Annotated in this window: 27 protein-coding genes; 16 read left to right on the top strand and 11 right to left on the bottom strand. The window is 62.2% G+C overall.

The window, feature by feature from the left end:
* The first annotated feature begins 24 nt into the window (after positions 1–24).
* The 4 genes from ACCO56_RS09010 to ACCO56_RS08995 all read left to right on the top strand — a co-directional run bounded on the left by ACCO56_RS09010 (position 25) and on the right by ACCO56_RS08995 (position 4,003).
* Positions 25–765, top strand: coding sequence for a glycosyltransferase family 2 protein (locus tag ACCO56_RS09010; protein ID WP_433639744.1), 741 nt, complete (start codon positions 25–27; stop codon positions 763–765).
* A complete protein-coding gene (locus ACCO56_RS09005; RefSeq protein WP_433639743.1) occupies positions 762–1,094 on the top strand; it encodes a lipid-A-disaccharide synthase N-terminal domain-containing protein in 333 nt (110 codons plus the stop codon). The genes ACCO56_RS09010 and ACCO56_RS09005 overlap by 4 nt, the downstream gene beginning before the upstream one ends.
* 237 nt (positions 1,095–1,331) lie before the next feature.
* Entirely contained in the window at positions 1,332–3,014 is a 1,683-nt protein-coding gene (locus ACCO56_RS09000; RefSeq protein ID WP_433639740.1) for an ArnT family glycosyltransferase, read from the top strand.
* 17 nt (positions 3,015–3,031) lie between these two features.
* Positions 3,032–4,003: an NAD-dependent epimerase/dehydratase family protein gene (locus tag ACCO56_RS08995; RefSeq protein ID WP_433639737.1), complete on the top strand. Its 972-nt coding sequence runs from the start codon at positions 3,032–3,034 to the stop codon at positions 4,001–4,003.
* A gap of 12 nt (positions 4,004–4,015) precedes the next feature.
* On the opposite strand, the gene ACCO56_RS08990 is transcribed toward ACCO56_RS08995, so the two are convergent.
* On the bottom strand, positions 4,016–4,264 hold the full coding sequence (locus ACCO56_RS08990) for a hypothetical protein (protein WP_433639734.1): 249 nt from the start codon (positions 4,262–4,264) through the stop codon (positions 4,016–4,018).
* A 153-nt stretch (positions 4,265–4,417) separates the two neighbouring features.
* On the opposite strand from ACCO56_RS08990, the gene ACCO56_RS08985 reads away from it, so the two are divergent.
* From ACCO56_RS08985 to ACCO56_RS08940, 10 genes are all read left to right on the top strand, one after another.
* Positions 4,418–5,356, top strand: a complete 939-nt coding sequence (locus ACCO56_RS08985; RefSeq protein WP_433639731.1) for a DUF6772 family protein — start codon at positions 4,418–4,420, stop codon at positions 5,354–5,356.
* 4 nt (positions 5,357–5,360) lie between these two features.
* Positions 5,361–5,717: a hypothetical protein gene (locus tag ACCO56_RS08980; RefSeq protein WP_433639728.1), complete on the top strand. Its 357-nt coding sequence runs from the start codon at positions 5,361–5,363 to the stop codon at positions 5,715–5,717.
* 69 nt (positions 5,718–5,786) lie between these two features.
* Positions 5,787–6,656, top strand: coding sequence for a carbohydrate ABC transporter permease (locus ACCO56_RS08975; protein WP_433639725.1), 870 nt, complete (start codon positions 5,787–5,789; stop codon positions 6,654–6,656).
* Complete coding sequence (locus ACCO56_RS08970) at positions 6,649–7,479, top strand: carbohydrate ABC transporter permease (protein ID WP_433639723.1); 831 nt, start codon at positions 6,649–6,651, stop codon at positions 7,477–7,479. Before ACCO56_RS08975 ends, ACCO56_RS08970 begins: the two co-directional genes overlap by 8 nt.
* Before the next feature lie 4 nt (positions 7,480–7,483).
* Positions 7,484–8,239 carry an SDR family NAD(P)-dependent oxidoreductase gene (locus ACCO56_RS08965; protein ID WP_433639721.1) on the top strand — a complete coding sequence of 252 codons (756 nt, stop codon included), beginning with the start codon at positions 7,484–7,486 and terminating at the stop codon, positions 8,237–8,239.
* Entirely contained in the window at positions 8,239–8,796 is a 558-nt protein-coding gene (locus ACCO56_RS08960) for a cupin domain-containing protein (protein ID WP_433639718.1), read from the top strand. Before ACCO56_RS08965 ends, ACCO56_RS08960 begins: the two co-directional genes overlap by 1 nt.
* Entirely contained in the window at positions 8,789–9,877 is a 1,089-nt protein-coding gene (locus ACCO56_RS08955) for an ABC transporter ATP-binding protein (protein ID WP_433639715.1), read from the top strand. The genes ACCO56_RS08960 and ACCO56_RS08955 overlap by 8 nt, the downstream gene beginning before the upstream one ends.
* A 144-nt stretch (positions 9,878–10,021) precedes the next feature.
* A complete protein-coding gene (locus tag ACCO56_RS08950; protein WP_433639713.1) occupies positions 10,022–11,053 on the top strand; it encodes a LacI family DNA-binding transcriptional regulator in 1,032 nt (343 codons plus the stop codon).
* Positions 11,054–11,187: 134 nt separating this feature from the next.
* A complete protein-coding gene (locus ACCO56_RS08945; protein ID WP_433639711.1) occupies positions 11,188–12,471 on the top strand; it encodes an extracellular solute-binding protein in 1,284 nt (427 codons plus the stop codon).
* Positions 12,472–12,545: 74 nt separating this feature from the next.
* Positions 12,546–14,186, top strand: coding sequence for a GMC family oxidoreductase (locus ACCO56_RS08940; protein ID WP_433639708.1), 1,641 nt, complete (start codon positions 12,546–12,548; stop codon positions 14,184–14,186).
* A 96-nt stretch (positions 14,187–14,282) separates the two neighbouring features.
* Here ACCO56_RS08940 and ACCO56_RS08935 read toward each other — a convergent pair whose 3' ends face one another.
* Genes ACCO56_RS08935 through pcaC form a run of 4 tightly spaced genes read right to left on the bottom strand, consistent with a single transcriptional unit; the run spans position 14,283 to position 17,130 of the window.
* Positions 14,283–15,350, bottom strand: a complete 1,068-nt coding sequence (locus ACCO56_RS08935; RefSeq protein WP_433639707.1) for a 3-carboxy-cis,cis-muconate cycloisomerase — start codon at positions 15,348–15,350, stop codon at positions 14,283–14,285.
* A gap of 6 nt (positions 15,351–15,356) precedes the next feature.
* On the bottom strand, positions 15,357–15,971 hold the full coding sequence (gene pcaG, locus ACCO56_RS08930) for a protocatechuate 3,4-dioxygenase subunit alpha (protein ID WP_433639705.1): 615 nt from the start codon (positions 15,969–15,971) through the stop codon (positions 15,357–15,359).
* A 3-nt stretch (positions 15,972–15,974) separates the two neighbouring features.
* Positions 15,975–16,715, bottom strand: a complete 741-nt coding sequence (gene pcaH / locus ACCO56_RS08925; RefSeq protein ID WP_433639703.1) for a protocatechuate 3,4-dioxygenase subunit beta — start codon at positions 16,713–16,715, stop codon at positions 15,975–15,977.
* Between the two features lie 13 nt (positions 16,716–16,728).
* Entirely contained in the window at positions 16,729–17,130 is a 402-nt protein-coding gene (pcaC, locus tag ACCO56_RS08920) for a 4-carboxymuconolactone decarboxylase (RefSeq protein ID WP_433639855.1), read from the bottom strand.
* Positions 17,131–17,227: 97 nt separating this feature from the next.
* Here pcaC and pcaQ point away from each other — a divergent pair, with 97 nt between their 5' ends.
* Positions 17,228–18,145 carry a pca operon transcription factor PcaQ gene (gene pcaQ / locus ACCO56_RS08915; RefSeq protein ID WP_433639700.1) on the top strand — a complete coding sequence of 306 codons (918 nt, stop codon included), beginning with the start codon at positions 17,228–17,230 and terminating at the stop codon, positions 18,143–18,145.
* Here pcaQ and pobA read toward each other — a convergent pair.
* Positions 18,139–19,311 carry a 4-hydroxybenzoate 3-monooxygenase gene (pobA, locus tag ACCO56_RS08910; RefSeq protein WP_433639853.1) on the bottom strand — a complete coding sequence of 391 codons (1,173 nt, stop codon included), beginning with the start codon at positions 19,309–19,311 and terminating at the stop codon, positions 18,139–18,141. The two genes, pcaQ and pobA, sit on opposite strands and share 7 nt — an antisense overlap.
* Before the next feature lie 122 nt (positions 19,312–19,433).
* Between pobA and ACCO56_RS08905 the strand changes: the two genes are divergently transcribed.
* Entirely contained in the window at positions 19,434–20,327 is an 894-nt protein-coding gene (locus ACCO56_RS08905) for a helix-turn-helix domain-containing protein (protein ID WP_433639697.1), read from the top strand.
* Here ACCO56_RS08905 and ACCO56_RS08900 read toward each other — a convergent pair.
* From ACCO56_RS08900 to ACCO56_RS08880, 5 genes are all read right to left on the bottom strand, one after another.
* Entirely contained in the window at positions 20,306–20,749 is a 444-nt protein-coding gene (locus tag ACCO56_RS08900) for a CHRD domain-containing protein (RefSeq protein ID WP_433639695.1), read from the bottom strand. The two genes, ACCO56_RS08905 and ACCO56_RS08900, sit on opposite strands and share 22 nt — an antisense overlap.
* A 170-nt stretch (positions 20,750–20,919) precedes the next feature.
* A complete protein-coding gene (locus ACCO56_RS08895; RefSeq protein ID WP_433639692.1) occupies positions 20,920–21,909 on the bottom strand; it encodes an ABC transporter substrate-binding protein in 990 nt (329 codons plus the stop codon).
* A gap of 18 nt (positions 21,910–21,927) precedes the next feature.
* A complete protein-coding gene (locus ACCO56_RS08890) occupies positions 21,928–22,797 on the bottom strand; it encodes an ABC transporter permease (protein WP_433639689.1) in 870 nt (289 codons plus the stop codon).
* Entirely contained in the window at positions 22,794–23,660 is an 867-nt protein-coding gene (locus ACCO56_RS08885) for an ABC transporter permease (RefSeq protein ID WP_433639850.1), read from the bottom strand. Before ACCO56_RS08885 ends, ACCO56_RS08890 begins: the two co-directional genes overlap by 4 nt.
* A gap of 258 nt (positions 23,661–23,918) precedes the next feature.
* Positions 23,919–24,728 (bottom strand): ABC transporter ATP-binding protein, encoded by an 810-nt coding sequence (locus ACCO56_RS08880; RefSeq protein WP_433639688.1) that lies wholly within the window; start codon positions 24,726–24,728, stop codon positions 23,919–23,921.
* Positions 24,729–24,769 lie beyond the last annotated feature (41 nt).

Genomic DNA, 24,769 nt, shown 5'->3' with positions numbered 1-24,769 from the left:
GCCGCGACTTCCAGGAACCGCCCCATGAACCCAGCGAAGATGTCAGCCATCTCCATCGTCATCCCCTGCAGGAACGAAGCTGCCAACCTGTCATTCCTGCTGGACGAGGTGGACGCGGCGATGGCCGGCCGCGACTTCGAGACGATCGTCGTGGACGATGGTTCGACGGATGGCACCGGCGAGGCGCTGAGAAAACGCATTGCGGACGGCGCCGGCCATCTGCGCCACATACGCCACGATCGTTCGGCCGGCCAAAGCGCAGCCGTGCGTTCGGGTGTCTTTGCCGCGCGGGGCGCGATCGTGGTGACGATGGACGGCGACGGCCAGAACGACCCGGCCTATCTGCCGAAGCTTGCCGATGCTCTGGTCGCGGCCGGCCCCTCGGTCGGCATCGTCGCCGGGCAGCGGCTCAAGCGGACGGACACCAAGCTCAAGCAGCTTTCCTCGCGTTTCGCCAACGGCCTGCGCGAATCGATCCTGCGCGACGGCACCCGCGATTCCGGCTGCGGTCTGAAGGCCATCCATGCAGATCTCTTCCGTCAGTTGCCCTTCTTCGACGGCTGGCATCGTTACCTGCCCGCGCTCGTGCTGCGCGAAGGCTTCGGCGTCGCCCATCTCGACGTGATCGACCGCCAGCGCCGCCACGGCAAATCGAACTACGGCATCCTCGACCGCGGCCTTAGGGGTGCGCTCGACCTGTTCGGAGTTTGGTGGCTGCGCCGCCGCCGCAAGGTCGTGCCGTCCGTGACGGAGATATGCCCATGACCGAGACGTTCGGACATTTGATCACCTGGCTGCACGACGTCTTCGTCAAGCAGTTCGACGCCTGGGTCCTGCTCGGCTTCGTCGCGCAAGGCATGTTCACCATGCGTTTCCTCGTGCAATGGATAGCCTCCGAGCGGGCCAAGCGCTCCGTTGTCCCGGTCGCCTTCTGGTTCTTCTCCCTGGGGGGCGGCTTCCTGCTGTTCATCTATGCGATCCAACGGCAGGACCCGGTCTTCATCGCCGGCCAGGGGCTCGGCCTCTTCATCTACATCCGCAATCTCTGGCTCATCGCCAACGAGCACCGCTCGGCGATGACGAAGACGGATTGACGCTCCGATGATCGACCGTCTGCGCCGCACCCCCCTCTGTCCTGCCGGACATCTCCCCCTCAAGGGGGGAGATTGGCTGTCCCGCATGTTCTCGCCAATCGTCGACGTTGCGAAGGAGGCGCCGATACGGAAGCTGCCAATCTCCCCCCTTGAGGGGGAGATGCCCGGCAGGGCAGAGGGGGGTGCACAGGCGCGGCGCCCGATGTGGTCAACGGTAAAGGCCGCGGGCGCTGGAGCATGACACACGTGACTGGAACCGTATCTTCCAGGAACGGCCGGCTGAGTGCCCTCCACTACCTCGTTCTCGTCCTCTTCTGCCTGTTCGCCTTTGTGCCTGGCATCGCCTCGCTGCCGCCGACGGACCGCGACGAGTCCCGCTTCGTCCAGTCGACGAAGCAGATGGTCGAGAGCGGCGACTTCGTCGATATCCGCCTGCAGGACGTGCCGCGCTACAAGAAACCCGCCGGCATCTACTGGCTGCAATCGGCGGCCGTGCTTGTGAGCGGCAAGGGGGCCGACGCTCCGGTCTGGGTCTATCGCACCGTTTCCGTTGCCGGCGCCACGCTGGCCGTCCTGGCGATCGCCTGGCTCGGATCTTTCATGTTCGGCCGGACAGCCGGGCTGATCGCCGCCTTTGGTCTCGCCGGCATCGTCATGCTTGCCTTCGAGGCGCGCATCGCCAAGACCGATGCGACGCTGCTCGCCACCGCGCTGCTGGCCCAGGCGGCCCTCGCCCGTGTCTATCTCGGCCGCAAGGAGGGCCTTCCTCCGGGTTGGTTGCCTTGGCTGTTCTGGATCGCGCAGGGCGCGGGCATTCTCGTCAAGGGACCCGTCGTGCCGGCCATCAGCGCTCTGACCGTGGCTGCCATCACCTTCTTCGACAAGGACCGCAAGTGGCTGAGGGGGCTGCGCGCCGGTCCAGGCGTGCTGATTGCCATCCTTGTCGCCGCACCCTGGCTGGGGCTGATCACCTGGCGAAGCGGCGCCGAGTTCTGGCAGGAATCCCTCGGCCGCGACTTTCTCGCCAAAGTCGGCTCGGGGCAGGAATCCCACGGCTTCCCTCCCGGCTACTACGTCCTCCTGTTTTCCCTGACGTTCTGGCCCTTCGCCGTTCCGGCGATCGGCGGCGGCCTCAATGCCCTGAACCGCTTCCGCACGGACCCACGCCTGCTTTTCTGCCTGGGCTGGTACCTGCCCTATTGGCTCGTCGTCGAGCTGATGCCGACCAAGCTTCCGCACTACATGCTGCCGGCCTATCCCGCGCTCCTCCTCTTGATGGCCTGGGGGTTCACGGAGGGCGACACCAGCACGGCCGGAATGCGGCGCTGGCAGGTCTGGCTCTACCGGGCGACCGCGTTCGGCGCCGTTCTGGTGACGGTGCTGCTCGCGGCAATCGCCGTCGGGGTGACGCCTTATATTCTCGGCACGATCTCCTGGTGGGGCGTCCTTGCAGCGGCGCTCATCCTTCTGGCCGGATGGACGGCTTCGGGAATCCGGCCGGCCTTCCCGCCCTTGCAACGCATCGTTGTCGCTTCGGTGAGCGCCGCGGCGACGATGGGTATCCTGGCCACTTTTGTCGTGCCGGGGCTTGCGCCGGTCTGGCTGAGCCCGCAGATCGCCAGGGAATTCGCGGCGATCAAGCCCTGCCCTGAATCCCGCCTGATCTCGGCCGGTTACCACGAGCCGAGTCTCGTCTTCCTCGCCGGCACGAACACGTTACTCACCGATGGCGCGACGGCGGCGGCGGAACTCGGCAAAGACGCCTGCGCGGTCGCACTCATCTCCGACGACCAGCTCGAAGCCTTCGACGGGTCGCTTGCCGAAGGCGTTTCCAGCATCGAGGAGCTTGGCCGCGTGACCGGCGTCAACTATTCAAAGGGAACGGAACGCGTCCTGACCTTCTTCGGCCAGGCGCGTTAAATGCCCGCGAGACGTTCATGAAGGTCCTGCTCACCGGCGCAGCCGGTTTCATTGGCTTCCATACGGCCCGCCTCCTGCTGGAGCGGGGCGATACGGTGCACGGGCTCGACAATCTGAACGACTATTACGACGTGCGCCTGAAGCAGGCCCGGCTGGCGGCACTTGAGCCTTTCGGTCGCTTCAGCTTCGCCGCCGCCGATATCGCCGATCCCCGACAGCTCGGCGACGCCATGTCGAGCGAGTATGACGTGATCGTCCACCTCGCCGCCCAGGCGGGCGTGCGATACTCGGTGGAAAACCCGTACGCCTATGTCCATTCCAACGTGACTGGCCAGGTGGCGATCTTCGAGCTGGCGGCAAGGCTCGGCAAGTTGCCTGTCGTCTACGCTTCGTCCTCGTCGGTCTACGGCGCGAACGACAAGGTGCCCTTCTCCGAGACCGACCGGGTCGACCACCCGGTTTCGGTCTATGCAGCGACCAAGCGCGCGGGCGAGCTGCTGGCGCAGGCCTACAAGGAAACGCATGGGCTAGCCTCCACCGGGCTGCGTTTCTTCACGGTCTACGGACGCTACAGCCGGCCGGACATGGCGCCCTGGCTCTTCACCGACGCCATCCTGAAGGGCCGGCCGATCTCCGTGTTCAACAATGGCGACATGGAGCGCGACTTCACGCACGTCTCCGACATCGCCGCTGGCGTGGTCGCCTCGGCCGACCGTATCGTGGCGCGTCCGGGGGATACCGCGCCCGTCTACAATCTCGGCAACAACGACCCGGTCAGGCTGCTCGACTTCATCGGGGCGATCGAACGCGCCACGGGCCGAAAAGCCGCTATGGAGATGAAGCCCAAGCCGGCTGGCGACGTGCTGCGCACCTATGCCGACATCACGCTCGCCGAACGCGATCTCGGTTTCAAGCCGCGAACCAGGCTGGATGACGGCATCGCCGACTTCGTCGAATGGTTCCGCGGCTACAATGGCTATCCGGACTGAACTGGGGCGCACTTAGAGAGACGAAGCCTCGGCAGCCGCATATATCGTCAGCGTCATTTCTGTATTCCCGCGATACCCTCCGGATAGGTAACTCATCATCACCGGAGACGACGCGGCTTCGTCCGCGAGGATGCGCAAGCGGACGTAGCCGGGACGCTGGCGCTGCGAGACTGCAAGGATGATAAAAGGTCCCGCCGCCGCGGCCACCAGAGCAAAAGCCGTCTGAATCTCGCGCACCTCCTCGACCTTGCCGGCTTCCATACGGACCTCCGCAAAGAGGCCCCATGATCTTGTCCGCGAAGGTTGGGCGCAGCAAAGTGGAACATCTCTTCTCAACGCTTGACAACGACATGATGCCTGCGCTACCCGGCAATGAAAGCGCTTACATAGCTGTGTCTCATGGGAGTTGGATGAATGGATATAGACCTGTTGGAGAGGGCCATGGCGCGGGCGCTACGCGGCAGCGATCCCCTGCTGAGCAGGTTCAATCCAATGCCACGTATCCTGTTCGTGAATGATTTCGACAACGGTACGAACGGCTGGTGCGAGCTCAGCGGCAATCACGACAATAATCTGGATAATTTGCGCCAGCGGGCCCGCGATCTACGGCCGCCGCAGCTGTCGACCATGACGTTCTTCGACACAGGTTCGCATGGATCGATCGACGGGACCTACTCGCTGAAGCTCGGCACCCGTCCGAAGCCCGGCCATATGAGCCAGGCCATCAAACGTTTCACCTATTCTCAGCTCGGCCAGGTCCAGTTTGAGATGTATTTCACCTTCAAAGCCGAAACAGTCTATCCGCAGGTCGGAATAACGGACTCGAGCTGGGACGGGAATTACGACCCGTCGGCGCTCCAGTTTGGCGATTTCACAATCAGCAACGACGTCGGTGAAGGGCAGGACGGCGAACGCTATCATTGCGCGCTCCGGTACGAGAACACCGATCGTGAAGGCAAGCTGGTTCAGCGCTGGATGTACAAAACGTCAGTGCAGCCAACGACGAAAATGGAAAGGAATGGCACGGCGCAGTCGCCCGAGGACTATCACGTGGTGCACCCGGACGACTGGAAGCCCGTGCCCGGCGGCCACCAGCCGCTTTGCTATAACGAAATCCCGACAAAGGCGAACTGGCACTATTTGCGCTGGGTTTTCGACACCCGCTCGCGCCGGAACACGGAGTTGCAGGTCAACGATTTGACGATGGACCTGCGCGAATTGCCGGTGCCGATCTATGAGCACAAGTATTGGGGCTGCGAACGGCTTCTCAATTTCTGCCTCGACGTTCGCACCCGACGACCGGTGCGGAATTACCTGTGGGTCGACTCAGTGGTCGTGTCAGTGGATTGGTAGAACAATGAAGCGCTGTATTACCTCGGTCCTCGAGCAGGGCAATGTCTGGGAAGCGAACTTTGCGACAGAGCCATTCGAAGCCGGATGGGCTTCGGAGGCACGGTGGTTCATCCGGATCCTCGATCCCTTGCCCGCGGAGCAGCTGACGCTTCACCTAACACCGCAGATCTCCCCCGACGGGATCTTATGGTGCGATGATGTGGAAAGCAGCCCTTCGCTGCGGCTCGACCTACCTGTCGCCCCGACGGAACTCTTTACGCTTCCCCAGCGCCATTTCGGAAACTGGCTTCGCTTGAAGGTGGATTTGGGAGATGCGGGAAAGCCGATGAAGTTCCTGATCTATCTGGTTCTCAAGGAGTAGCCGTATCCGAGGAGGGTACGATACGTAGCCCGTCCAGAGGGCGGGCTCCCAAAGACGGGAGGCGCATTCGTGAAGAAGCCAAATCTTAGTGCCTATGCACTGGGAGCCCCAGTACATATTTTGCTGGCGATAACCATGACGATCCCGGCAATCTACATTTTCTGGCTGAGCCTTAACGAATCCACCTTCGGCACAAACCAGGTCTTTGTGGGTCTCGCCAACTACGCCCGTATCTTCAGCGATCCGGCGTTCTGGCGAGCCTCTTGGAACACCTTCATCGTCGTCAACGCGATTGTCTATATCGAGATTCTGCTGGCCGTTTTCATTGCCTCGCTTTTTTTGTCCGGCGTGCCGCTGCGTTCGGTGATGATCGCCCTGGTTTTGGTGCCCTATTCAGTTTCTGAAGTCATCACCGTGCTGGTGTGGAAATCGTTGATGAACCCCAGCTACGGCGTGATTGGCCGCACCCTTGCTGACATGGGCTATGCGATGAACTGGAGCGCCTCGCCGGTCGCGGGCCTCACCCTTGTCGCGATTATCAGCATCTGGCAGCATCTTCCGTTCTCGGTGATCCTGATCTACGCAGGAATGACCGCGATCCCCAACTCGCTTTACGAAGCGGCGAAGGTAGACGGCGCGGGTGGCTTCCAGAGTTTCTGGCGCGTCACCCTCCCGCTTCTTCTTCCAACCCTTCTAATCGCACTCATTTTCCGCTTCATCTTCGCATTCCGGCTCTTCTCCGAAGTCTGGCTGCTCACGGGAGGCGGCCCTGCCCGAACGACTGAGGTGCTCGGCGTCTATCTTTACCGCGACGCCTATCGCGACGGTGCCTTTGGCACGGCGTCCGCCACTGGCTGGATCATGGTGGTCGGCACGCTTTTGATTGCTTCGCTCTATCTGTGGCTGATGCAGCGCTCAATGAGGAACGGCAATGTCTGATACACTCCTCATGCGCATTGTTAAGCACCTCGGGCTGGCTGTCATTCTGGTCTGGTCGCTGGGACCGGTGGCGTTCATCATCCTGTCCTCGTTAAAACCGGCGGGACAGATCTTCAACTATCCTCCTTCGCTGGTCTTCGTCCCGACGTTTGAAAACTACCGGGCGCTTTGGACCGAGTTCGGCGATTTCTTTCCGGCGCTCCGCAACAGCGTGATCGTTGCTGTGGGCGCAACTGTGATCGCCACGGTCGTCAGCTTCATGGCGGGGTATGTTTATTCGCGCTATTCGGGTCCGCTTGTCGCTCGCAGCGCGCTGTACATGATCGCCGTGCGTCTTCTGCCACCTATTGTGGTCACGTTACCGCTGTTTCCGATGATCGATTTCTTCGGCCTCAGCGACACGCATATCGTGCTGATCGTGCTCTATGCGGCGTTCTGGGTCTCCCTTGTGACGATCATGCTCAAGACCTTCATTGATGAGGTCCCGAAGGAACTGGACGAGGCGGCCGAGATGGACGGTGCAAGCCAGTTGCAGATCCTCTTGCGCGTGATCCTGCCGCTGGCGGCCCAGGGTATCGCGGCTGGCGCGATCTTTGTCTTTATCTATTCGTGGAACGAATTTCTGTTCGCGCTGATCTTCACCACATCGAACGCCAAGACTGCTCCGCTGGTCATCTCCGAAGTGATGGACGCCATTTACGGGACGAGCTGGGGGGTTCTCTTCGCCGGCGTGACGGTTCAGATCCTGCCCGTTGTTCTGCTGGTAATCTTGGCGAACCGGCTGATCGTCGCGGGTTTGACCAGTGGTGCGGTGAAAGGATGACCGGATGAACGGCGAATACAGCCGCTATAAAGATCTGCAAGGGCGTTTGGCGGTGGTTACCGGCGGATCGACCGGCATCGGCGCTGCAATCAGCGCGGGTTTCTTGCGCCAGGGCTGCGATGTGGCGATCATCGATCTGGTTGAGCCGGAACTTCCCGCATTTCCGGAAAGCGGTGGCACGATCGCGTACCATCAATGCGATCTGCGGGACATTCCGGCGCTTCAGGCCTGCTGTGCTCGGATCCTCGACGCAGGAAAGACGCCCTCCTTCCTCGTGAACAATGCTGCGAACGACATCCGCCATGAGTTCGAGGACCTCACGCCCGAGCGCTTCGACGACCTGCTAGCCGTGAACCTCAAGCACTATTTCTTCATGATCCAGAATCTGGCTGCGCCGATGGCTTCGGCCGGCGGCGGGGCAATCGTCAATATTGGTTCCCATGCCGCATATATCGGAGCCTCAATGATGCCGGCCTACGGCATTGCCAAGGCGGGCGTTTTCGGGCTGACCCGCGCGGCGGCGCGGAAATACGGCAGGCAGAATATCCGAGTCAATCAGGTGGTGCCCGGTTGGGTCATGACGAAGAAGCAGAAGCACCTCTGGTGGACGCCGGAAGCGGATGCGCGCCGGGCGGAGGCGCAGTGCATTCCCGACGAGCTTCAACCGGACGATATCACCGAATTCGTGCTGTTCCTATGTTCCGGTAGCGCGCGGATGTGCACAAACCAGACCTATTTCGTCGACGGGGGGCGCAACTGATGCATCATATGCGCCGATTAGTGACTGCAATTGCGGCGGACGGCGTCTCGCGGGTTTCCTCCGTTGGGCCGGTGACTGCCCGGCGCGAGACCGGCGGGGGCGGCCTGATAGAAGAGGTGTGGCATACCCGTTCCCTCGACAGGCAGGCATTTGAGCCCGATCAGTCTCAACTGCGCTTTCCGGATTTTAGTCCCGGAGCAGGCGGGTCGAGTTGCCGTGTCGTTCACATCCCGCCGGATGCGCAACGCTGGGCCGATGCCGCAGCCGCAGGCGAGATGGCGCAGGCTATTGGCGCAGATCGCCCGGCGCGCTGGCTGAAGCGTCACCCCGGCATGCACGTCACGCAGACGCTGGATTATGCACTCCTGCTGCGTGGCCGTCTGACCATGGTCATGGAGGACGGCGAGATCGAGCTCGAACCGGGCGATGTAGTCGTGCAGCAGGCTGCCGTTCATGCTTGGAAAAACACTGGACATGAAACGGCAGTCCTCTTCGTCGTCATGCTGGGCCTGCAGGAACAAGCCGTCGAATTACAGGAGGAGTCCCGAAATGGCTGATGTGGTCATCGACGGCGTAGTGAAACGCTTTGGCAATCTCTCCGTCATCAAGGAGGTTTCCGCACGGGTCGAAGATGGCGAATTTACGATCCTCGTCGGCCCCTCGGGATGCGGAAAGTCCACGCTGCTGCGAATGATCGCCGGTTTGGAAGACATTGATGGCGGGGCCATTGCGATTGACGGGACAGTTGTCAACAAGATGCGTCCCAAGGACCGCGATATCGCGATGGTCTTCCAGAATTACGCGCTCTACCCGCATCTCAATGTGCGCAAGAACATGGGTTTCAGCCTTTCGCTGAACCGGGTTCCCGCTGGGGAAATCGAGCGCCGGGTGAACCAAGCGGCGGAAATCCTCGCGCTTCGCCAGCTTCTCGACCGTTATCCGCGCCAGCTCTCCGGCGGCCAGCGCCAGCGCGTCGCGATGGGCCGGGCAATCGTGCGCGAACCGAAGGTCTTTCTATTCGACGAGCCGCTCTCAAACCTGGATGCCAAACTGCGTGTGCAGATGCGCGCGGAGATCAAGGCGCTTCATGCCAAGCTTGGCACGACCATGATCTATGTCACCCACGACCAGATCGAAGCCATGACCATGGCGGACAAGATCATCGTCATGCGCGATGGCCGGATCGAGCAGGTCGGCGCGCCGATCGAGCTCTACAACCATCCGTGCAATACGTTCGTCGCGCAGTTCATCGGCAGCCCATCCATGAACCTCGTGGACGGGCGCGTCGAGAACGGTTTCTTCCTGCTCGGAGAAGGCCTACGCCTGCCGTTTCCGGCTCCATTGCGCGAGGCGGGGAATGCCGTCCAGTGCGGTTTCCGCCCGGAGCATGTCTCGATCGACAACGAGTCCGGTTTGCCGGGCATCGTGGAAGTTGTCGAGCCAACGGGCGCTGAAACGCAAGTGCATTTGCGTATTGGCAGGCAGCAGGTGATATGCAGCTTCCGCGATTATCTGGCTGTAAATCCGGGCGATGAACTCCGTATCCGCCCTGACCTGAAGCGGATCCATCTATTCGATGCCGGAGGGAACCGGACCGTCGGCTCAACCACATCCGAAAAGGTTGCAGCGAGATACTGAGAAGGTCGTCGAAAGCAGAGCTGAACGTGCAAATGAAATGTAAGCGCTTTCATAAATCCATTCTGCCTGGTACTCTCCACCAGGAACGGGACGAGGAAAGTATTGTCGTGTATTTGGCAGGAAGCTCCATCTGGATAGGTTCATATGAGTCTGAAGAGCAGGATAGGGACCAGGCGTCCCGAACGTGCCAACCGCATGGAGGATATTGCGGCAGCCGCCGGCGTGTCGCTGGCCACCGTTTCCCGCGTTTTCAGCCAGCCCGAGATGGTATCCGAAGCGACGCGCGAGAAGGTTCACGCTGTCGCCAAGCGGATGCGGTATCTGCCGAATCTTCTTGCAGGCAGCATGGCTGCGAACCAGTCGCGTGTCATCAGCGCCATGGTGCCGGTGATTTCCAGCGCGATATTCGCGCAAACCATAGAGGGGCTTTCAAGCGGCTTGCATGGCACTGGTTACGAGCTCATGCTCAGCCAGAGCGGCTACGATCCGGAGCAGGAGTATTCCATCCTTCGCGCTTTTCTCGGCCGCAGGGCGGATGGGATCGTCATCGCGGGTGCGATAACGGATCCACGCTGTCGCGAACTGCTACTCCATTCCGACACACCGGTGGTCGAGATGTGGGAACTGTTCGACAATCCGATCGACATGGCGGTTGGCTTTTCCAACTATCATGCGGCACAGGCGGCGGCGGAATATCTGCTTGGTCAAGGTTATCGCAAGTTCGGATTCATCGGCGGAACCGATCAGCGCACGGCTGCCCGAAAGGAAGGGTTTTATCATGCCGTGCAGGCAGCGGGTCTGCCTTCGCCGCGGGAAGTGCTGATACAGTCACCTTCGCATTCGTCCTTCGCGGCGGGCGGACAGGCGGTTGGCCGTCTGCTGGAAGGGAATGCGGGAATGGACGTGGTGTTCTGCACCAACGACCTTCTGGCAGTCGGCGCCCTCTTCGAATGCCAGAGGCGTGGCCTGTCGGTGCCGGAGCATGTTGCGGTCATGGGCTTCTCGGACCTCGATATCGGACAGGTCTCGGTGCCGCCGTTGACCACGGTGCAGGTGGGTGCCTACGAGATCGGCAGACGCACGTCGGAGATGCTACTTGGGCGTCTGACCGGCTCTTCGCAGAAAGAGAAGATGGTGGACACCGGCTTTTCCATCGTGCGCCGCCAGTCGGCCTGACCCTCGACGCAACCAACTTTCGCTTTTCTTCACCAACTTTACGTCCCTGACCGGGCGGAGGTCCGCGTCGCCCGACGCGGCATCAAATCGTCGCGCCTCGCGATGCGGCGCGTGCACATGAAAGGGAGAGTGTAATGATCAATAGACGGAGTTTCATAACGACGGCCGCCGCTGGCGCGCTACTGGCGGCGCGACCAGGATTTGCCCAAACGAAACAGCTTACCATCCTGTCGCACCGGGTACATGAAAATGTAAGCCGGGGCCGCGGCAGTGGTACAACCGGCGGCGACATCGCCGGAGAATGGGCCCAGGCCAACGGTGTCGAGTTAAACTGGATCACAGCAGACATCGACCCTCTGCATGACCGATTGCAGCGCGAAATGTCGCTCAGAAGCTCGGCCATCGACGTGGCGTTCATCATCAACAAGTACGCAACGCCGAGAATTAGCCGCCTGCTGGCATCGCTCAACGACTATAGGGAATCCGCGCCGATCGAGGATGCAAGCGGTATCCCTGACAAGCTGATCTCCGGCCTGACTATCGAATCCAAGACATTCGCGATACCGTTCCGCCACGCCACCACCGGCATGCATTACGACCTGGTGAATCTGCGCGGCGCCGGCTATGAGGATGCGCCCAAAACGATTGAAGGCGTTCTTGAAGCGGCCCGCAAGGTCACCGGCAAGAACAAGGAAGGCCACGATGTCTACGGCATGTTAATGCCTGCGGGATCGGGTCCCTTCGCCATCCTTTGCTTCTTCGCAGCTTTCGGCGCGCAACTCATTGACGACGACCTGAACGTGAAGGCCAATTCGCCGGAAATGGTGCTCGCGCTTTCGACCGTTCGTGATCTCTACAAGGAAGGTGTCCTGCCGCCGAATGTGACGACGCTCAGCATCGACGAGATCATCACGCTGGTCCAACAGGGCCGGGCGGGCTTCATCTTCGATCCGTTCGCGCGCTACAGCACCTTCAACGATTCCGCCGCCGCGCGGCACGCCGGCGAAGTGAAAGTTGTGCCAATCCCCGCGTCGGAAAATATCAACGCAGACGTGGTCGCCATGACCGAGATCTGGGCGATGGGCATCCCCGGCAATAGCGAGAACAAAGACCTGGCTTGGGATTTCATCCGGCACATGTCCTCTCCGGACGCAGCACGTCGCGCAGCGCTCAACGGCAATGGCCCGATCCGGCCCGCCACTTACGACGATCCAGGTGTGCAGAAGCTTCTTCCGTACTGGGAGGCGGAGGCATCGGCCATCGCGCACGCGACCATGCTACCCTCGTCCTACGATCAGGCCGCACAGGTAGGTGACCTGTTCCTTGAAGAGTTCCAGGCCGCTGTTCTGGGCTTCAAGTCGCCCGAAGAAGCCGCTGTAGCAATGCAGGAGCGAATCGAGGCCGCTATAACACGTTAAGTAGAGAGAGTTCTCCGGGACCCTCGGTGATGAACTCGTAGCGCCCCGGCTCTCGTCTACTGGAGCATAGAATCTTGCCTGAGTTTGACTATATCGTGGCCGGGGCGGGGTCAGCCGGCTGCGTGCTGGCTGCCCGTCTGGCCGCGCGACCCGGAACGCGCGTGGCGCTGATCGAAGCAGGCAAGCGTCTGCGCTCCCCGTGGCTTCGCATTCCGCTCGGCTTCGGCAGGCTCGTGCGCAACGAAAGGGTGCTCTGGCCCTATCGAACAGCGCCAGAACCGGCACTGGGCGGCAGGCAGGTCGCTTTTCCGCGCGGAAAGCTTCTCGGCGGCTCGGGCAGTATTAACGGCCTGGTTTTTCTCCGGGGTGCTCCAAGCGACTATGACGCCTGGGAAGTGGCTGGAGCGACGGGGTGGTCCTACAGAGATGTGCTGCCTTGGTTCCGCAAGCTAGAGCACCATCTTGTCGCCGGCGCAGACCCTGAATTTCACGGAGAAGACGGGCCGGTTTCCGTCTCGCAGATCACGCCTTCGCCGGCGGCGCGGGCTTTCGTGGCGGCCGCGATGGAGGCTGGCTATCCGCGCAATGACGATTTCAACGGGGCCTCGCCCTATGGCGTCGGTTTTGCCCCGGCGAACGTGAAAGGCGGGCAACGCATTTCACCAGCCGACGCTTATCTGCTGCCCACCTTGAAATCCGGTGCGGACATAACGCTGTTCCTCTCGACAACGGTCGAACGGCTGGAGATCGCAGATAAACGCGTCACCGGTGTCCTTGTGCGCCGACCGGATGGCTCGACGATGGAGCTTTCGGCGCGGAGAGAGACGATCCTCGCCACAGGCGTGGTCAATACGCCGCAAATTCTCATGCTTTCCGGCATCGGCCCAGCCGCGCATCTCAGCGATTTCGGGATACCGGTGGTGCAGCATCTTCCTGTTGGCGAAGGGCTGCAGGACCATGCTCTTGCGCGGCTCTCGTTCCGCAGCCGGAATGTCGTGACGCTCAATCGCGTGGTCGCCAATCCGCTCCGCGGAAGCATGGCCGGGCTTCAATATCTGCTTCGCCGCAGCGGACCTCTTTCCGTCGCCGCGTCGGAGGCCGTCCTGATGGCCGATCTTCCGGGTTCGGTGAAGAAGCACGCTGGACCAGACGTCCTGATCCAGTTCGCCAATTTCCTTATTGAGAATTATCAGCGCGGTCTCGGCCCTGAAGACGGTTTCGTCTACAGCGTATGTCTCTGCCGTCCCGAAAGCCGGGGCAGAGTGCTGCTGGGAGGCCACTCGATAGCAGATGCGCCGATCATAGAAGCCAACTATTTCGGCGTGGAAGAAGATATGGAACGCACCGTCGCGGGTCTGCGGCTTCTAGAGAATCTGGCGCATCAGCCCTCGCTGGCCCGGATCATCGAGCGCAGGGTTCTGCCTGTCCAGATGGAAAGCGACGACGATCTTCGCGCCCATATCCGCGAAACCGCAACCACCGTCTTCCATCCCTGCGGGACCTGCCCGATAGGAACCGATTCCAAAGCGGTTGTCACGCCCGACTTGCGCCTGCGCGGCTTTGAAGGGTTGCGCATCGCGGATGCCTCGGTCATGCCCTCGGTTCCGTCGACCAACATCCATGCCGCGACAATAATGATAGCAGAACGCGCCGCCAACATGATACAGGCCGGCTCGGCCCTAGCCAGTTCTGGTCTTGTCATAGGGGCAGCATAATGGCAACCGGCAGCTTCCCTACCCTATTGAGTGCTGTCTATTGGGGCACTTCGAGGTTCCGGCTGTAGCAGATAATACGTCCAGGATCCGAAACTCTCATGTGCGGCTAACCGCGACGAAGCTGATCGCCGACAGCAATGCGGCCGCGTTGCGAAGGGCGGCGCCGGTTGCGACGGCCATCTGAGGCAACAGCATCCATTCGAGCGTCCACGCGGAGCCCGAACGCTCGTTTTCGTGCACCAGCGCTTGATGCATGCCGGCGAGCAGCGTCGCGTTGAAACGGGCCAGAGACACCAACACTTCCGCGCCGACGGGATTGACCTTGTGTGGCATGGCTGAGGAGCCGCCCCCGGAGGCAAGGCGGATTTCGCCCACCTCGTTCTGCGCCATCAAGGCGATGTCCTGACCGATCTTGCCGAGGCTTCCCGTGAGCAGCGACAGGAAGGAAGCCAGCTCCGCGAAACCGTCGCGTTCGGAATGGCGGGCGCGCGGCAGCGTGCGCAGGCCGAGCCATACCGACGCTTCCTCGGCGACATCGCTGCCCTTGTCGTCGAGCTTTTCCAGCGTACCGGCGGCGCCGCCGAAATGGAGGACGGCGACCTGGTCCCGGATGGCGGTCAGCCGGCTGCGATGGCGGACAAGCGGATCGCGCCAGCTTGCGATCTTGCGCGACGCCGTGACGGGGATCGCCGCCTGCATGCGCGTATGAGCCATGACGGACAGCTGGCCTTGCCTGTCGTCGAGGTCGGTCAGCATGTCGACCAGGGCATCCAGCCGATCGGCGAAGATGTCCAGCACCGGTACGAGCCGCAACACGAGGCCGGTATCTATGACATCCTGGCTGGTCGCGCCGAAATGAACATATCGGCCGTGCGGCTCGCCCACCGCCACGCGCATCTGCCGCACCAGTTCCGGCACGACCACGCCGTCGCGCGCCGTTTCCGCTCTCAGACGTGCGACATCCGGTCTGAAGGCGCCCAGCGCCTGGGCGATGGCCTGGCCGGCCTCGGCGGGGATGACGCCTTCCGCTGCCTCGGCTTCGGCGAGAGCACTCTCGAAACGGATGAAGGCGGCGATCTCCGCCTCGGTCGAGAAATGCGCCGCGACCTCCCCGTCACCGAGGAGGCCCGACAGGATCGGATGGTCGAAGGGCGAGACCGTCATAACTGGCTACACGTCGAAGAACACCGTTTCCTTTTCACCCTGCAGATGGACGTCGAAGATATAGGCGCCATCCCGGAACGGCGCGATGAGCGTCGGCACCCTAACCTTGTGCTCGATGCGCTGGAGCACCGGATCCTCGGCATTGGCCTTCTCCTCGTCGCCGAAATACATGCGCGTGTGGAGGCCGAGATTGATGCCGCGGGCGACGATCCAGAAGGTGATGTGCGGCGCCATCAGACGTCCATCACGGAACGGCACCCTGCCCGGCTTGATCGTCTGGAAGACGAACTCGCCGGTCTCCATGTCGGAAGCGCAACGTCCCCAGCCCGTGAAATTCGGATCCGCCGTGCCGCGCATTTCCGAAGGGCTGTTGTAGAGCCCGTTGGCATCGGCCTGCCAGATCTCCACGAGCGCGTCCTTGAGCGGCGTACCCGTACCGTCGAGCACGCGCGACTTCACGGTGATCCGTTCGCCCTTGGTCTTGTCGTTCACAAGGCTGCTGCCGAGGTCGGTCTCGTAGACGCCCCCGATGCCGCAGAAATTCGGCGTGAGGCCGATATGGACGTAAGGGCCGGCGGTCTGCGAGGCGGTTTCCTTGAGCCTTCCCAGCGATTGCACCATGACCTAGTTCCCCTCCAGCCTGTTCTCGAACATGGTCGAGCGGCGCCCGCGCAGCACAATGTCGAACTTGTAGGCGCGCGCGTCCATCGGAATCGTCGCCTCCATGTCGAGCGGGGCGATCAGCGCCTCGATCGCCTCGCGGCTCGGGACGGTGCGAAGGATCGGACACTTCCAGATCAGCGGGTCGCCCTCGAAATACATCTGCGTGATCAGCCGTTGCGCGAAGCCGTGGCCGAAGATCGAAAAATGGATATGCGCCGGGCGCCAATCGTTGACCCCGTTCGGCCAGGGATAGGGGCCGGGCTTGATCGTACGGAAGCAGTAGGACCCATCCTCGCCGGTGATGGTTCGGCCGCAGCCGCCGAAATTGGGATCGAGCGGTGCGAAATACTGATCCTTCTTGTGGCGATAGCGGCCGCCGGCATTGGCCTGCCAGAATTCGAGCAGCGCACCGGGCACGCCCTTGCCGCGCTCGTCGAGCACCCGTCCGTAAACGATGATGCGTTCGCCGATCGCGCTTTCGCCCGGCTTGGCGAAATTGTGGATCAGGTCGTCGTCGAGCTCGCCGAGCATGTTGTGGCCGAAAACGGGCCCGGTGATCTCGCTGATCGTGTTGTCGAGCGACAGCAGGGCCTTCTGCGGAGAGCGCAGGACTGACGTCTTGTACCACGGCGTGAAAGCCGGCGGATGCCAGTCTCTGTCACGTTGAAAGAACGAGCCCGTTTCGGGCCTTTGGTTCGACATGCTCTCTTCTCCCTCAGACCTTGCCGGCCTCGATGTCGGCAAGCGCCTGCTTCGCGATCTTGATCGCGTGGTTGGCGGCCGGAACGCCGGCGTAGATTGCCACATGCAGCAGCGCTTCGCGAATGTCGTCCGGTGTCGCACCGGTGTTGGCGGTCGCCCGCACATGCATGGCCACCTCTTCGTCATGGCCGAGCGCTGCAAGAAGAGCGATCGTCACCATCGAACGCTCGCGTTTGGTCCAGTTCGGCCGCGACCAGACATGACCCCACGCCGCCTCCGTGATGAGCTCCTGGAAGGGCTCGTCAAATGCGCTGCTGTTGGCCTGGGCGCGGTCGACATGGGCCTCGCCGAGAACCGCACGGCGGGTCTTCATGCCCTGCCGGTATCGTTCGGATTCTTGTGGCTCGTCCATGATGCTGCTCCCTGCGATCCGTCGGAGTCAAACACATCGCGTCCGTTAAGAAAAATGCTATTTCTCGCGTATTTCATAACTTTTCTGATATGAAACATTGATGCAGATCAAACTCCGGCACCTCTCCACTTTCATCGAAGTCGCGCGCAACGTCAGCATCGGAAAAGCTGCCAATATCCTCAACGTATCGCAGCCGGCGATCACGCGCACCATCCGGGAACTGGAGGAGGCCTTGGGTATCCCGCTCCTGGAGAAGGACGGGCGCGGGATCAGGCTGACAAGCGCCGGCGAAGAATTCAAGCGCCATGCCGGCGCGAGCATCGCGGCACTCCGCCAGGGCATCGATTCGGTGAGGCTGGGCCAATCGCAGACCGCCGCTCCCCTGCGCATTGGAGCGCTGCCAACTGTCTCGGCGCGGATCATGCCCGCGGCTGTGCGCTCCTTCCTTGCGGAGTCGCAAGGCGGCAGGCTCAAGATCGTGACCGGCGAGAACGCCGTGCTTCTCGAGCAGCTGGCTGCGGGCGAACTGGACCTCGTCGTCGGCCGGCTTGCCGCGCCCGAGAGAATGCTCGGCCTGACCTTCGAACACCTTTACTCCGAGCAGGTGCTGTTCGTCGTCCGCTCCGGCCATCCCTTGCTTTCCGAGAGGCCCTTCGACCTTTCCCGTATTGCCGGTTTCACCGTGTTGATGCCGACGGGGACGGCGATCATTCGCCCCTTCGTGGATCGCTTCCTGATCGCGCACGGCCTGCCGGACACCGGTGCCCGGATCGAAAGCGTATCGGATTCCTTCGGCCGCGCCTTCGTTCGCGACAGCGACGCTATCTGGATCATCAGCGAGGGCGTGGTCGCCAACGACGTGGCGGCCAGGCATCTGGCGATCCTGCCGGTCGACACGTCGGAAACACGTGGCGCGGTCGGCCTCACCATGCGCGCCGACGCCGAACGGTCACCGCCACTCACAATTCTGATGAATGCGATCCGCTCGGCCGCCGCCGCTGTCAGAAGCGGTCAATAGGGAAGACCGACATAATTCTCGGCAAGAGCGACCGAAGCCGCATGCGAATGGAAGAGGTAGTCGAGCTCGGCTTCCTGGATCTTCTGGCCGAATGCGCCAGTCTCCGGGAACTTGTGCAGCGTACTCGTCATCCACCAGGAAAAGCGTTCGGCCTTCCAGACGCGGGAAAGCGCCTTCTGCGAATAGGCATCGATGCCGGCCGTCGAACGCTCCGCATAATATTCACGCAGGCCATCGAAGAGGTAGCGTACGTCGCTCGCGGCGAGGTTCAGGCCCTTGGCGCCGGTCGGCGGCACGATATGTCCGGCATCGCCGACGAGGAAGAGCCGGCCGAAACGTAAAGGTTCGGCCACGAAGGAACGCAGCGGCGCGATGGACTTTTCGATCGAGGGGCCGGTGATCATCTGCTCTGCCGTGGCAGCCGGCAGCCTGGCGCGGATCTCGTCCCAGAAGCGCTCGTCCGACCAGTCTTCGATCTTGTCATCGAGGGGGCACTGGACGTAGTAGCGGCTGCGCGTGTGCGAGCGCATGGAGCAGAGCGCGAAGCCGCGCGGATGATTGGCATAGATCAGTTCTTCGCCGACCGGCGGCACCTCGGCGATGATTCCGAGCCAGCCGAACGGATAGGCCTTTTCGTAGAGGGTGATCGCGGCTTCCGGCACCGACTTGCGGGAAACGCCGTGATAGCCGTCGCAGCCGGCGATGAAATCGCAATCGATGCGATGGGTTACGCCATCTTTGCGATATGTCGCATAAGGCTTGTCGCCGTCGAAACCGGCCGGTGTGACATCGGCGGCTTCGTAGACGGATGCGCCACCGGTCGAGGCGCGTTTGTCCATGAGATCATGCGTCACTTCGGTCTGCCCATAGATCATCACGCGCTTGCCACCGCTGAGGCCGAAGAGGTCGACGCGGTGCCGGCGGCCGTCGAAGGCGATGTCGACGCCGTCATGCGGCAGCCCTTCGCGGCGCATGCGCTCGCCCGCGCCGGCCTCGTCGAGCATACCGGTCATGCCTTCTTCGAGGACACCGGCCCGGATGCGAGAGAGCACATGCTCCTTGGTAGAGCGCTCCAGAATGATGTTCTCGATGCCGGCATTGGTCAGCAATTGACCGAGCAGCAGCCCCGACGGGCCCGAACCGATGATGACGACTTGTGTCCGCATGCCTTCCTCCTGCGCCTCGAACCGCGCAACATTGGCCCGAACATGGCCGCGCAGGATAAGGCCAGCAATAGACATTCCCGGCACATTCTTGCACAAATCGATCACCGCAGCGGAAGAGAGCAATGAGCATACAGATCCCGACTTTTCGTCTCTATGGCGAAAAACGCGACGATCCTACGGGTTTCTGGCTTCATTGCGAGACAATTCCCGAACGCAGCCGTGTCCACGACTGGGAGATCGGACCGCACCGCCATGAGAGTTTCTTCCAGGTTTTGCACATTTCGAACGGCTCCGGCGAGGCCCTGATAGACGGCCGCTATCAGCCCTTCGATGGCCCCACGGCGATCTTCGTTGCACCGCAAGAGGCGCACGGCTTCCGTTTTTCCAGGGACGTGGAGGGTTTGGTGCTCACCGCCCTGGCCGACCGGCTGACGGCGCCAGCACGCTCCAATGCGGCAATCGCCTTCTTCGCGGGCAGTTCACGCCTGGTGAATCTGTCGCCTCAGGCGGGGCCCGCCCGGGAGTTGACCCAGACGATGAATAGCATCCACGCCGAGCTTTCCGGGCACGAAGCGGGCCGCATGGTGCTGCTCGAGGCACTGGTTGCCACGATGATCGTTCATCTCGCCCGCGCCGGCGAGCTGGCCGGCGGGCGCGAGCAAGCGACGGGCCGCGACGCGCAACGCATCGCCATGCTGTTCGACCTGATCGGCGCGCATTTCCGCGAACATCGGCCCGTAACTTTCTACGCCGAGATGCTCGGCCTATCGGAAGCCCATCTCAACCGCGTGTGCCGTGCCGGCACCGGGCGAAGCGTGCAGGCATTGCTCAATGCCCGTCTCGTCGAGGCGGCCACGCGGGATCTGATCTTCACGCCGTCTTCGGTGCAGGCGATCGCGTATGCGCTCGGCTTTTCCGATCCTGCCTATTTCAACCGCTTCTTCCGCAAACAGACAGGCAAGACGCCCGGAATGTTCCGGGCGTCGCAACGAGATCACATGGCCTTTTCGACCTGACCTCGGATCTCGCCGTCCTTATGTGCGGCAGTATGCAGGTTGATGTAATACCTGCCGCCGAGGAGGTCCGCTGCCTGCGCCTCCGTCAAGGTCGCCGATCCCTTGATCGGGCTTGCAAGTTCGCCCTCGAATGGAACCGCCACCCCAGCACTTTTGCCCTTTTCGGCCGGGCCGTGGAAATGCCCCGCAACCGCCGGTCCGCTCAGCCCGGAATACTCCACCGTCCAGTCGAGTTCCCTGCTCTCGGTGTCGAAGGTGAGCTGAGCCGTACCCTTGCCGTCGGTTTCGACGGGCGGCGATTGCTGTGCGCCGTCGAGCGTGGCTGCAAGTTTCACCGTTTCGGCGAGGAGCGGCGACGTAAAGGCCAGTGCCGCCGCTGCCGCGAAGCCGACCAACGCCGGTATACGTGTGAAGGAGTGCATGAGATAACCTCCAAGTTGCCGCCGGAGACCCGCCTCCGGCGTAGCCCGGCCGCGACCGGAACCCGACATCGTCAACGATGCCGCACCCGAAATGTTTCCCGCGCCTTATGCCATGGCCTGAAAAAGGGGCGATCGCTCGCCCCTTCTCTCAAGTTCCGCTCGTCGCGCTTCTACTTCAGCGCCTTGTCCGTGATCTCATGCGTGAAGGCGCCCTCCGGCTCCTTGCTGATGACCGGGTCAGAACCGCCCTTGAGGAGCGTGGCGACGGTGCGCTTGTAGTCCGCCTCGTCGAGCTTTCCGTTCGAGCCGGCCGTGAGCTTGGCGATTTCCGACATCATGCGCTTCTGGTGCTTTTCGGTCTGGGCGCCGGTGGCGTCATTGTCGAGCACGATCATCGCGGCCTCGTCGCTGTTCTCCTCGGCGTATTTCCAACCCTTCATGGACGCACGCACGAAGCGCACCATCTTGTCCGCGAATGCGGGGTCCTTGAGCTTGTCCTCGAGCACATAGATGCCGTCTTCCAGCGTTGCGACGCCCTGGTCTTCATATTTGAAGTTGATGAGTTCCTCCGGCTTGATGCCAGCGTCGATCACCTGCCAATACTCGTTGTAGGTCATCGTCGAGATGCAGTCGGCCTGCTTCTGCAGGAGCGGATCGACATTGAAGCCCTGCTTCAGCACTGTAACACCATCAGGACCGCCTTCGGTCTTGATGCCGAGCGTGCTCATCCAGGACAGGAACGGATATTCGTTGCCGAAGAACCAGACGCCGAGGGTTCTGCCCTTGAAGTCGTCGGGCTTCGTGATGCCGGTATCCTTGCGGCAGGTCAGCATCATTCCGGATGATTTGAACGGCTGGGCGATGTTGACGAGCGGCACGCCCTTCTCGCGCGTCGCCAGGGCCGACGGCATCCAGTCGATGATCACGTCGGCGCCGCCGCCGGCCAGCACCTGCGCCGGGGCAATATCGGGGCCGCCCGGCTTGATTTCGACGTCGAGGTTCTCCTCCTCGTAAAACCCCTTGTCCTTGGCCACGTAGTAGCCCCCGAATTGGGCCTGGGTAACCCATTTGAGCTGCAGCGTGACCTTGTCGGCGGCCATCGCCTGGAAAGCCGCCAGCGACATCGCGCCGGCCAGCAGTGAAACCATCAATGCCTTCATTTTTGTTTCCCTCTGAAGTTAGCCTGTCCCTCCACGGACAGACGGGTGCCAGAACGTGGCCGCTCTTTCGACAAGCGCGACGACGCCGTAGAAGACGGAACCCGCAAGTGCCGCCACCGCGATTTCCGCCCAGACCATGTCGACATTCATCCGGCCCACCTCCGTCGAGATCCGGAAGCCCATGCCGACAATAGGAGTGCCGAAGAACTCCGCCACGATGGCGCCGATGAGGGCCAGCGTCGAGTTGATCTTCAGCGCATTGAAGATGAAGGGCGCCGCTGCCGGCAGCCTGAGCTTGAACAGCGTCTGCCAATAGCCGGCGGCATAGGTGTGCATCAGGTCGCGCTCCATGGCGCTCGCCGAGGCGAGCCCCTGTACCGTGTTCACCAGCATCGGGAAAAAGGTCATCACCACGACCACCGCTGCCTTGGACGGCCAGTCGAAGCCGAACCACATCACGAGGATGGGGGCGATGCCGATCACCGGCAGGGCCGAGATGAAGTTGCCGAGCGGCAGCAGACCGCGCTGGAGGAAAGGCGAGCGGTCGATGAGGATCGCAACGCCGAAACCGGCGCCGCAGCCGATCGCGTAGCCGATCAGCACCGCCTTCAAGAAGGTCTGCTTGAAGTCTGCAACCAGGGTCGGCACGGAGGTGACGATCCGGAACCAGATCAGCGACGGTGGCGGCAGCAGCACGCTGGGTATGTTGAAACCTCGCACGATGCCTTCCCAGAGCACCAGTATGGTGACGCCGAACAGCGCCGGCACCATGAGACCGACAAGTCTCGCCGCCAGCCAGCCTGCGGGCTTCTGGCGCACGAGCCATTCATTGGCCGCCCAGGCAACGATCCAGAACGCCAGCGCGCCGATCAGGATGCCCGCATTCATGGCTTCGCCCCCATGCGCTTCAGCACCAGGCGGTGGAAGATGCCGACGATCATGACGAGCACCGCGGCAATCGCCGCGGCAGCGAAAAGCGCCGCCCAGATCTGCACGGTCTGGCCATAATAGGACCCAGCGAGCAGCCTTGCGCCGAGCCCGGCCACGGCGCCCGTCGGCAGTTCGCCGACGATCGCGCCGACGAGGCTGATCGCAACCGCCACCTTCATCGACGTGAACAGATAGGGCATGGAGCTTGGCCAGCGCAGCTTCCAAAAGATCTGGCTACGGCTCGCATTATAAGTGTGCATGAGGTCGAGTTGGATCGGCTCGGGGCTCCGCAACCCTGTCACCATGCCGACCACGATCGGGAAGAAGGACAGGTAAGTCGAGATCAGCGCCTTCGGGACGAGGCCGGAAAGTCCGACCGCGTTGAGCACGACGATGATCATCGGCGCAATCGCCAGGATCGGGATGGTCTGGCTCGCCACGATCCACGGCATGACCGAGCGGTCCATGGCGCGGTTGTGGACGATGAACACGGCGAGCAGGATGCCGAGCAGCGTCCCCATGGCGAAGCCGAGCAGCGTCGACGACAGCGTCACCCAGCCATGGAAGACAAGGCTGCGCTTGGACGTCGGCGCAACCTGCACCGTCGTCTTCCACAGTTCCTCGACGACTTGTAGCGGCGACGGCAGCACCGGCCGCTCCTGGTGCAGCGTATCGCGCACGAGGTCGCCATAGGTCCAGGCCGCGCCTGCCTTCTGATAAACGTCGAGCTGCCAGGGCGTGTTGAGGTAGATCGCGAAACCATACCAGACCGCCACAATGGCCGCGACCACGATCAGGACAGGAATGGCATTGCCGGCCATGAGGCGTGAAAAGACGCCTAGCTGGCGGACTGCAAGCGCTTCCATGGAGAGGGCTGTCATCCGAAAACACCCCCCTCTGGCCTGCCGGCCATCTCCCCCTCAAGGGGGGAGATTGGCAGCTTAGCCGTGAGCGATTTTCCTACAACATCGGTGGTTGGCGAAAGCGGTCGTGACAGCCAATCTCCCCCCTTGAGGGGGAGATGGCCGGCAGGCCAGAGGGGGGTGCCTCCCGTAGAGCGTCCCCACGGCTCCAATGCCCTACACCTCATAACTATGCCCTGCCCTCAGCCCGTCGCGGACCCGTGCGGCGATGGCCAGGAATTCCGGCGACTCCCGGATGTCGAGCGGCCGTTCCTGAGGCAAGGTCGACTCGATCACGCCGGTCACCCGCCCCGGCCGCGGCGACATCACCACGATGCGCGTCGACAGGTAGACGGCCTCGGGGATCGAGTGGGTGACGAAACAGATGGTTTTGTTGGTTCTCGCCCACAATTGCAGGAGTTGCTCGTTCAGGTGATCGCGCACGATCTCGTCGAGCGCCCCGAACGGCTCGTCCATGAGCAGAAGATCGGCGTCGAAGGCCAGCGCCCGGGCGATCGAGGCGCGCTGTTGCATCCCGCCGGACAATTGCCAGGGATATTTCTTCTCGAAACCGCCGAGATTGACGAGTTCCAGTGTTCTCCTGATGCGCTCCTTCCGCTCGTCCGGCGCGACCCCCATGATCTCGAGCGGCAGCGCGACGTTGCGTTCGATCGTTCGCCAGGGATAGAGGGCCGGGGCTTGGAACACGTAACCGTAGGCACGCGCCTTGCGCGCCTGTTCCGGCGTTTGGCCGTTGACCGAGATGGTGCCGGCGGTCGGCTTCTCCAGATCCGCGATCACCCGCAGGAACGTCGTCTTGCCGCATCCCGAAGGACCGATAAAGGACACGAACTCGCCCTTGCCTATTGCCAGGTCGACATCCGATAGAGCCTGGACCGGACCGTCATTGGTCTGGAAGGCGAGACCGAGCTTTCTGGCTTCGACGACGGTGGCCTTGGCGCCGGTCGTGGCTTGATTGACGGTCATGAGCAAGGCTCGACCTCTTTTCCCGGCGTCCCCTCGCCGTC

Origin of the sequence: Mesorhizobium sp. 1B3 (assembly GCF_050958605.1) — a bacterium.
Taxonomy (GTDB): domain Bacteria; phylum Pseudomonadota; class Alphaproteobacteria; order Rhizobiales; family Rhizobiaceae.
Note: the sequence above shows the minus strand (reverse complement) of the source record. Positions and strands in the feature narration are given on the sequence as shown.

What these genes read in the sequence shown, in the direction of transcription:
- ACCO56_RS08970 (WP_433639723.1), top strand. Translation starts at nt 6,649, where the DNA reads ATGTCTGATACACTCCTCATGCGCATTGTTAAGCACCTCGGGCTGGCT.
- ACCO56_RS08995 (WP_433639737.1), top strand. Translation starts at nt 3,032, where the DNA reads ATGAAGGTCCTGCTCACCGGCGCAGCCGGTTTCATTGGCTTCCATACG.
- ACCO56_RS08935 (WP_433639707.1), bottom strand. Translation starts at nt 15,350, where the DNA reads ATGACGGTCTCGCCCTTCGACCATCCGATCCTGTCGGGCCTCCTCGGT.
- ACCO56_RS09005 (WP_433639743.1), top strand. Translation starts at nt 762, where the DNA reads ATGACCGAGACGTTCGGACATTTGATCACCTGGCTGCACGACGTCTTC.
- pobA (WP_433639853.1), bottom strand. Translation starts at nt 19,311, where the DNA reads ATGCGGACACAAGTCGTCATCATCGGTTCGGGCCCGTCGGGGCTGCTG.
- ACCO56_RS08990 (WP_433639734.1), bottom strand. Translation starts at nt 4,264, where the DNA reads ATGGAAGCCGGCAAGGTCGAGGAGGTGCGCGAGATTCAGACGGCTTTT.
- ACCO56_RS08905 (WP_433639697.1), top strand. Translation starts at nt 19,434, where the DNA reads ATGAGCATACAGATCCCGACTTTTCGTCTCTATGGCGAAAAACGCGAC.
- pcaH (WP_433639703.1), bottom strand. Translation starts at nt 16,715, where the DNA reads ATGTCGAACCAAAGGCCCGAAACGGGCTCGTTCTTTCAACGTGACAGA.
- ACCO56_RS08985 (WP_433639731.1), top strand. Translation starts at nt 4,418, where the DNA reads ATGGATATAGACCTGTTGGAGAGGGCCATGGCGCGGGCGCTACGCGGC.
- pcaQ (WP_433639700.1), top strand. Translation starts at nt 17,228, where the DNA reads ATGCAGATCAAACTCCGGCACCTCTCCACTTTCATCGAAGTCGCGCGC.
- ACCO56_RS08900 (WP_433639695.1), bottom strand. Translation starts at nt 20,749, where the DNA reads ATGCACTCCTTCACACGTATACCGGCGTTGGTCGGCTTCGCGGCAGCG.
- ACCO56_RS09010 (WP_433639744.1), top strand. Translation starts at nt 25, where the DNA reads ATGAACCCAGCGAAGATGTCAGCCATCTCCATCGTCATCCCCTGCAGG.
- ACCO56_RS08965 (WP_433639721.1), top strand. Translation starts at nt 7,484, where the DNA reads ATGAACGGCGAATACAGCCGCTATAAAGATCTGCAAGGGCGTTTGGCG.
- ACCO56_RS09000 (WP_433639740.1), top strand. Translation starts at nt 1,332, where the DNA reads ATGACACACGTGACTGGAACCGTATCTTCCAGGAACGGCCGGCTGAGT.
- ACCO56_RS08980 (WP_433639728.1), top strand. Translation starts at nt 5,361, where the DNA reads ATGAAGCGCTGTATTACCTCGGTCCTCGAGCAGGGCAATGTCTGGGAA.
- pcaG (WP_433639705.1), bottom strand. Translation starts at nt 15,971, where the DNA reads ATGGTGCAATCGCTGGGAAGGCTCAAGGAAACCGCCTCGCAGACCGCC.
- ACCO56_RS08960 (WP_433639718.1), top strand. Translation starts at nt 8,239, where the DNA reads ATGCATCATATGCGCCGATTAGTGACTGCAATTGCGGCGGACGGCGTC.
- ACCO56_RS08945 (WP_433639711.1), top strand. Translation starts at nt 11,188, where the DNA reads ATGATCAATAGACGGAGTTTCATAACGACGGCCGCCGCTGGCGCGCTA.
- ACCO56_RS08880 (WP_433639688.1), bottom strand. Translation starts at nt 24,728, where the DNA reads ATGACCGTCAATCAAGCCACGACCGGCGCCAAGGCCACCGTCGTCGAA.
- ACCO56_RS08895 (WP_433639692.1), bottom strand. Translation starts at nt 21,909, where the DNA reads ATGAAGGCATTGATGGTTTCACTGCTGGCCGGCGCGATGTCGCTGGCG.
- ACCO56_RS08950 (WP_433639713.1), top strand. Translation starts at nt 10,022, where the DNA reads ATGAGTCTGAAGAGCAGGATAGGGACCAGGCGTCCCGAACGTGCCAAC.
- ACCO56_RS08890 (WP_433639689.1), bottom strand. Translation starts at nt 22,797, where the DNA reads ATGAATGCGGGCATCCTGATCGGCGCGCTGGCGTTCTGGATCGTTGCC.
- ACCO56_RS08955 (WP_433639715.1), top strand. Translation starts at nt 8,789, where the DNA reads ATGGCTGATGTGGTCATCGACGGCGTAGTGAAACGCTTTGGCAATCTC.
- ACCO56_RS08885 (WP_433639850.1), bottom strand. Translation starts at nt 23,660, where the DNA reads ATGGCCGGCAATGCCATTCCTGTCCTGATCGTGGTCGCGGCCATTGTG.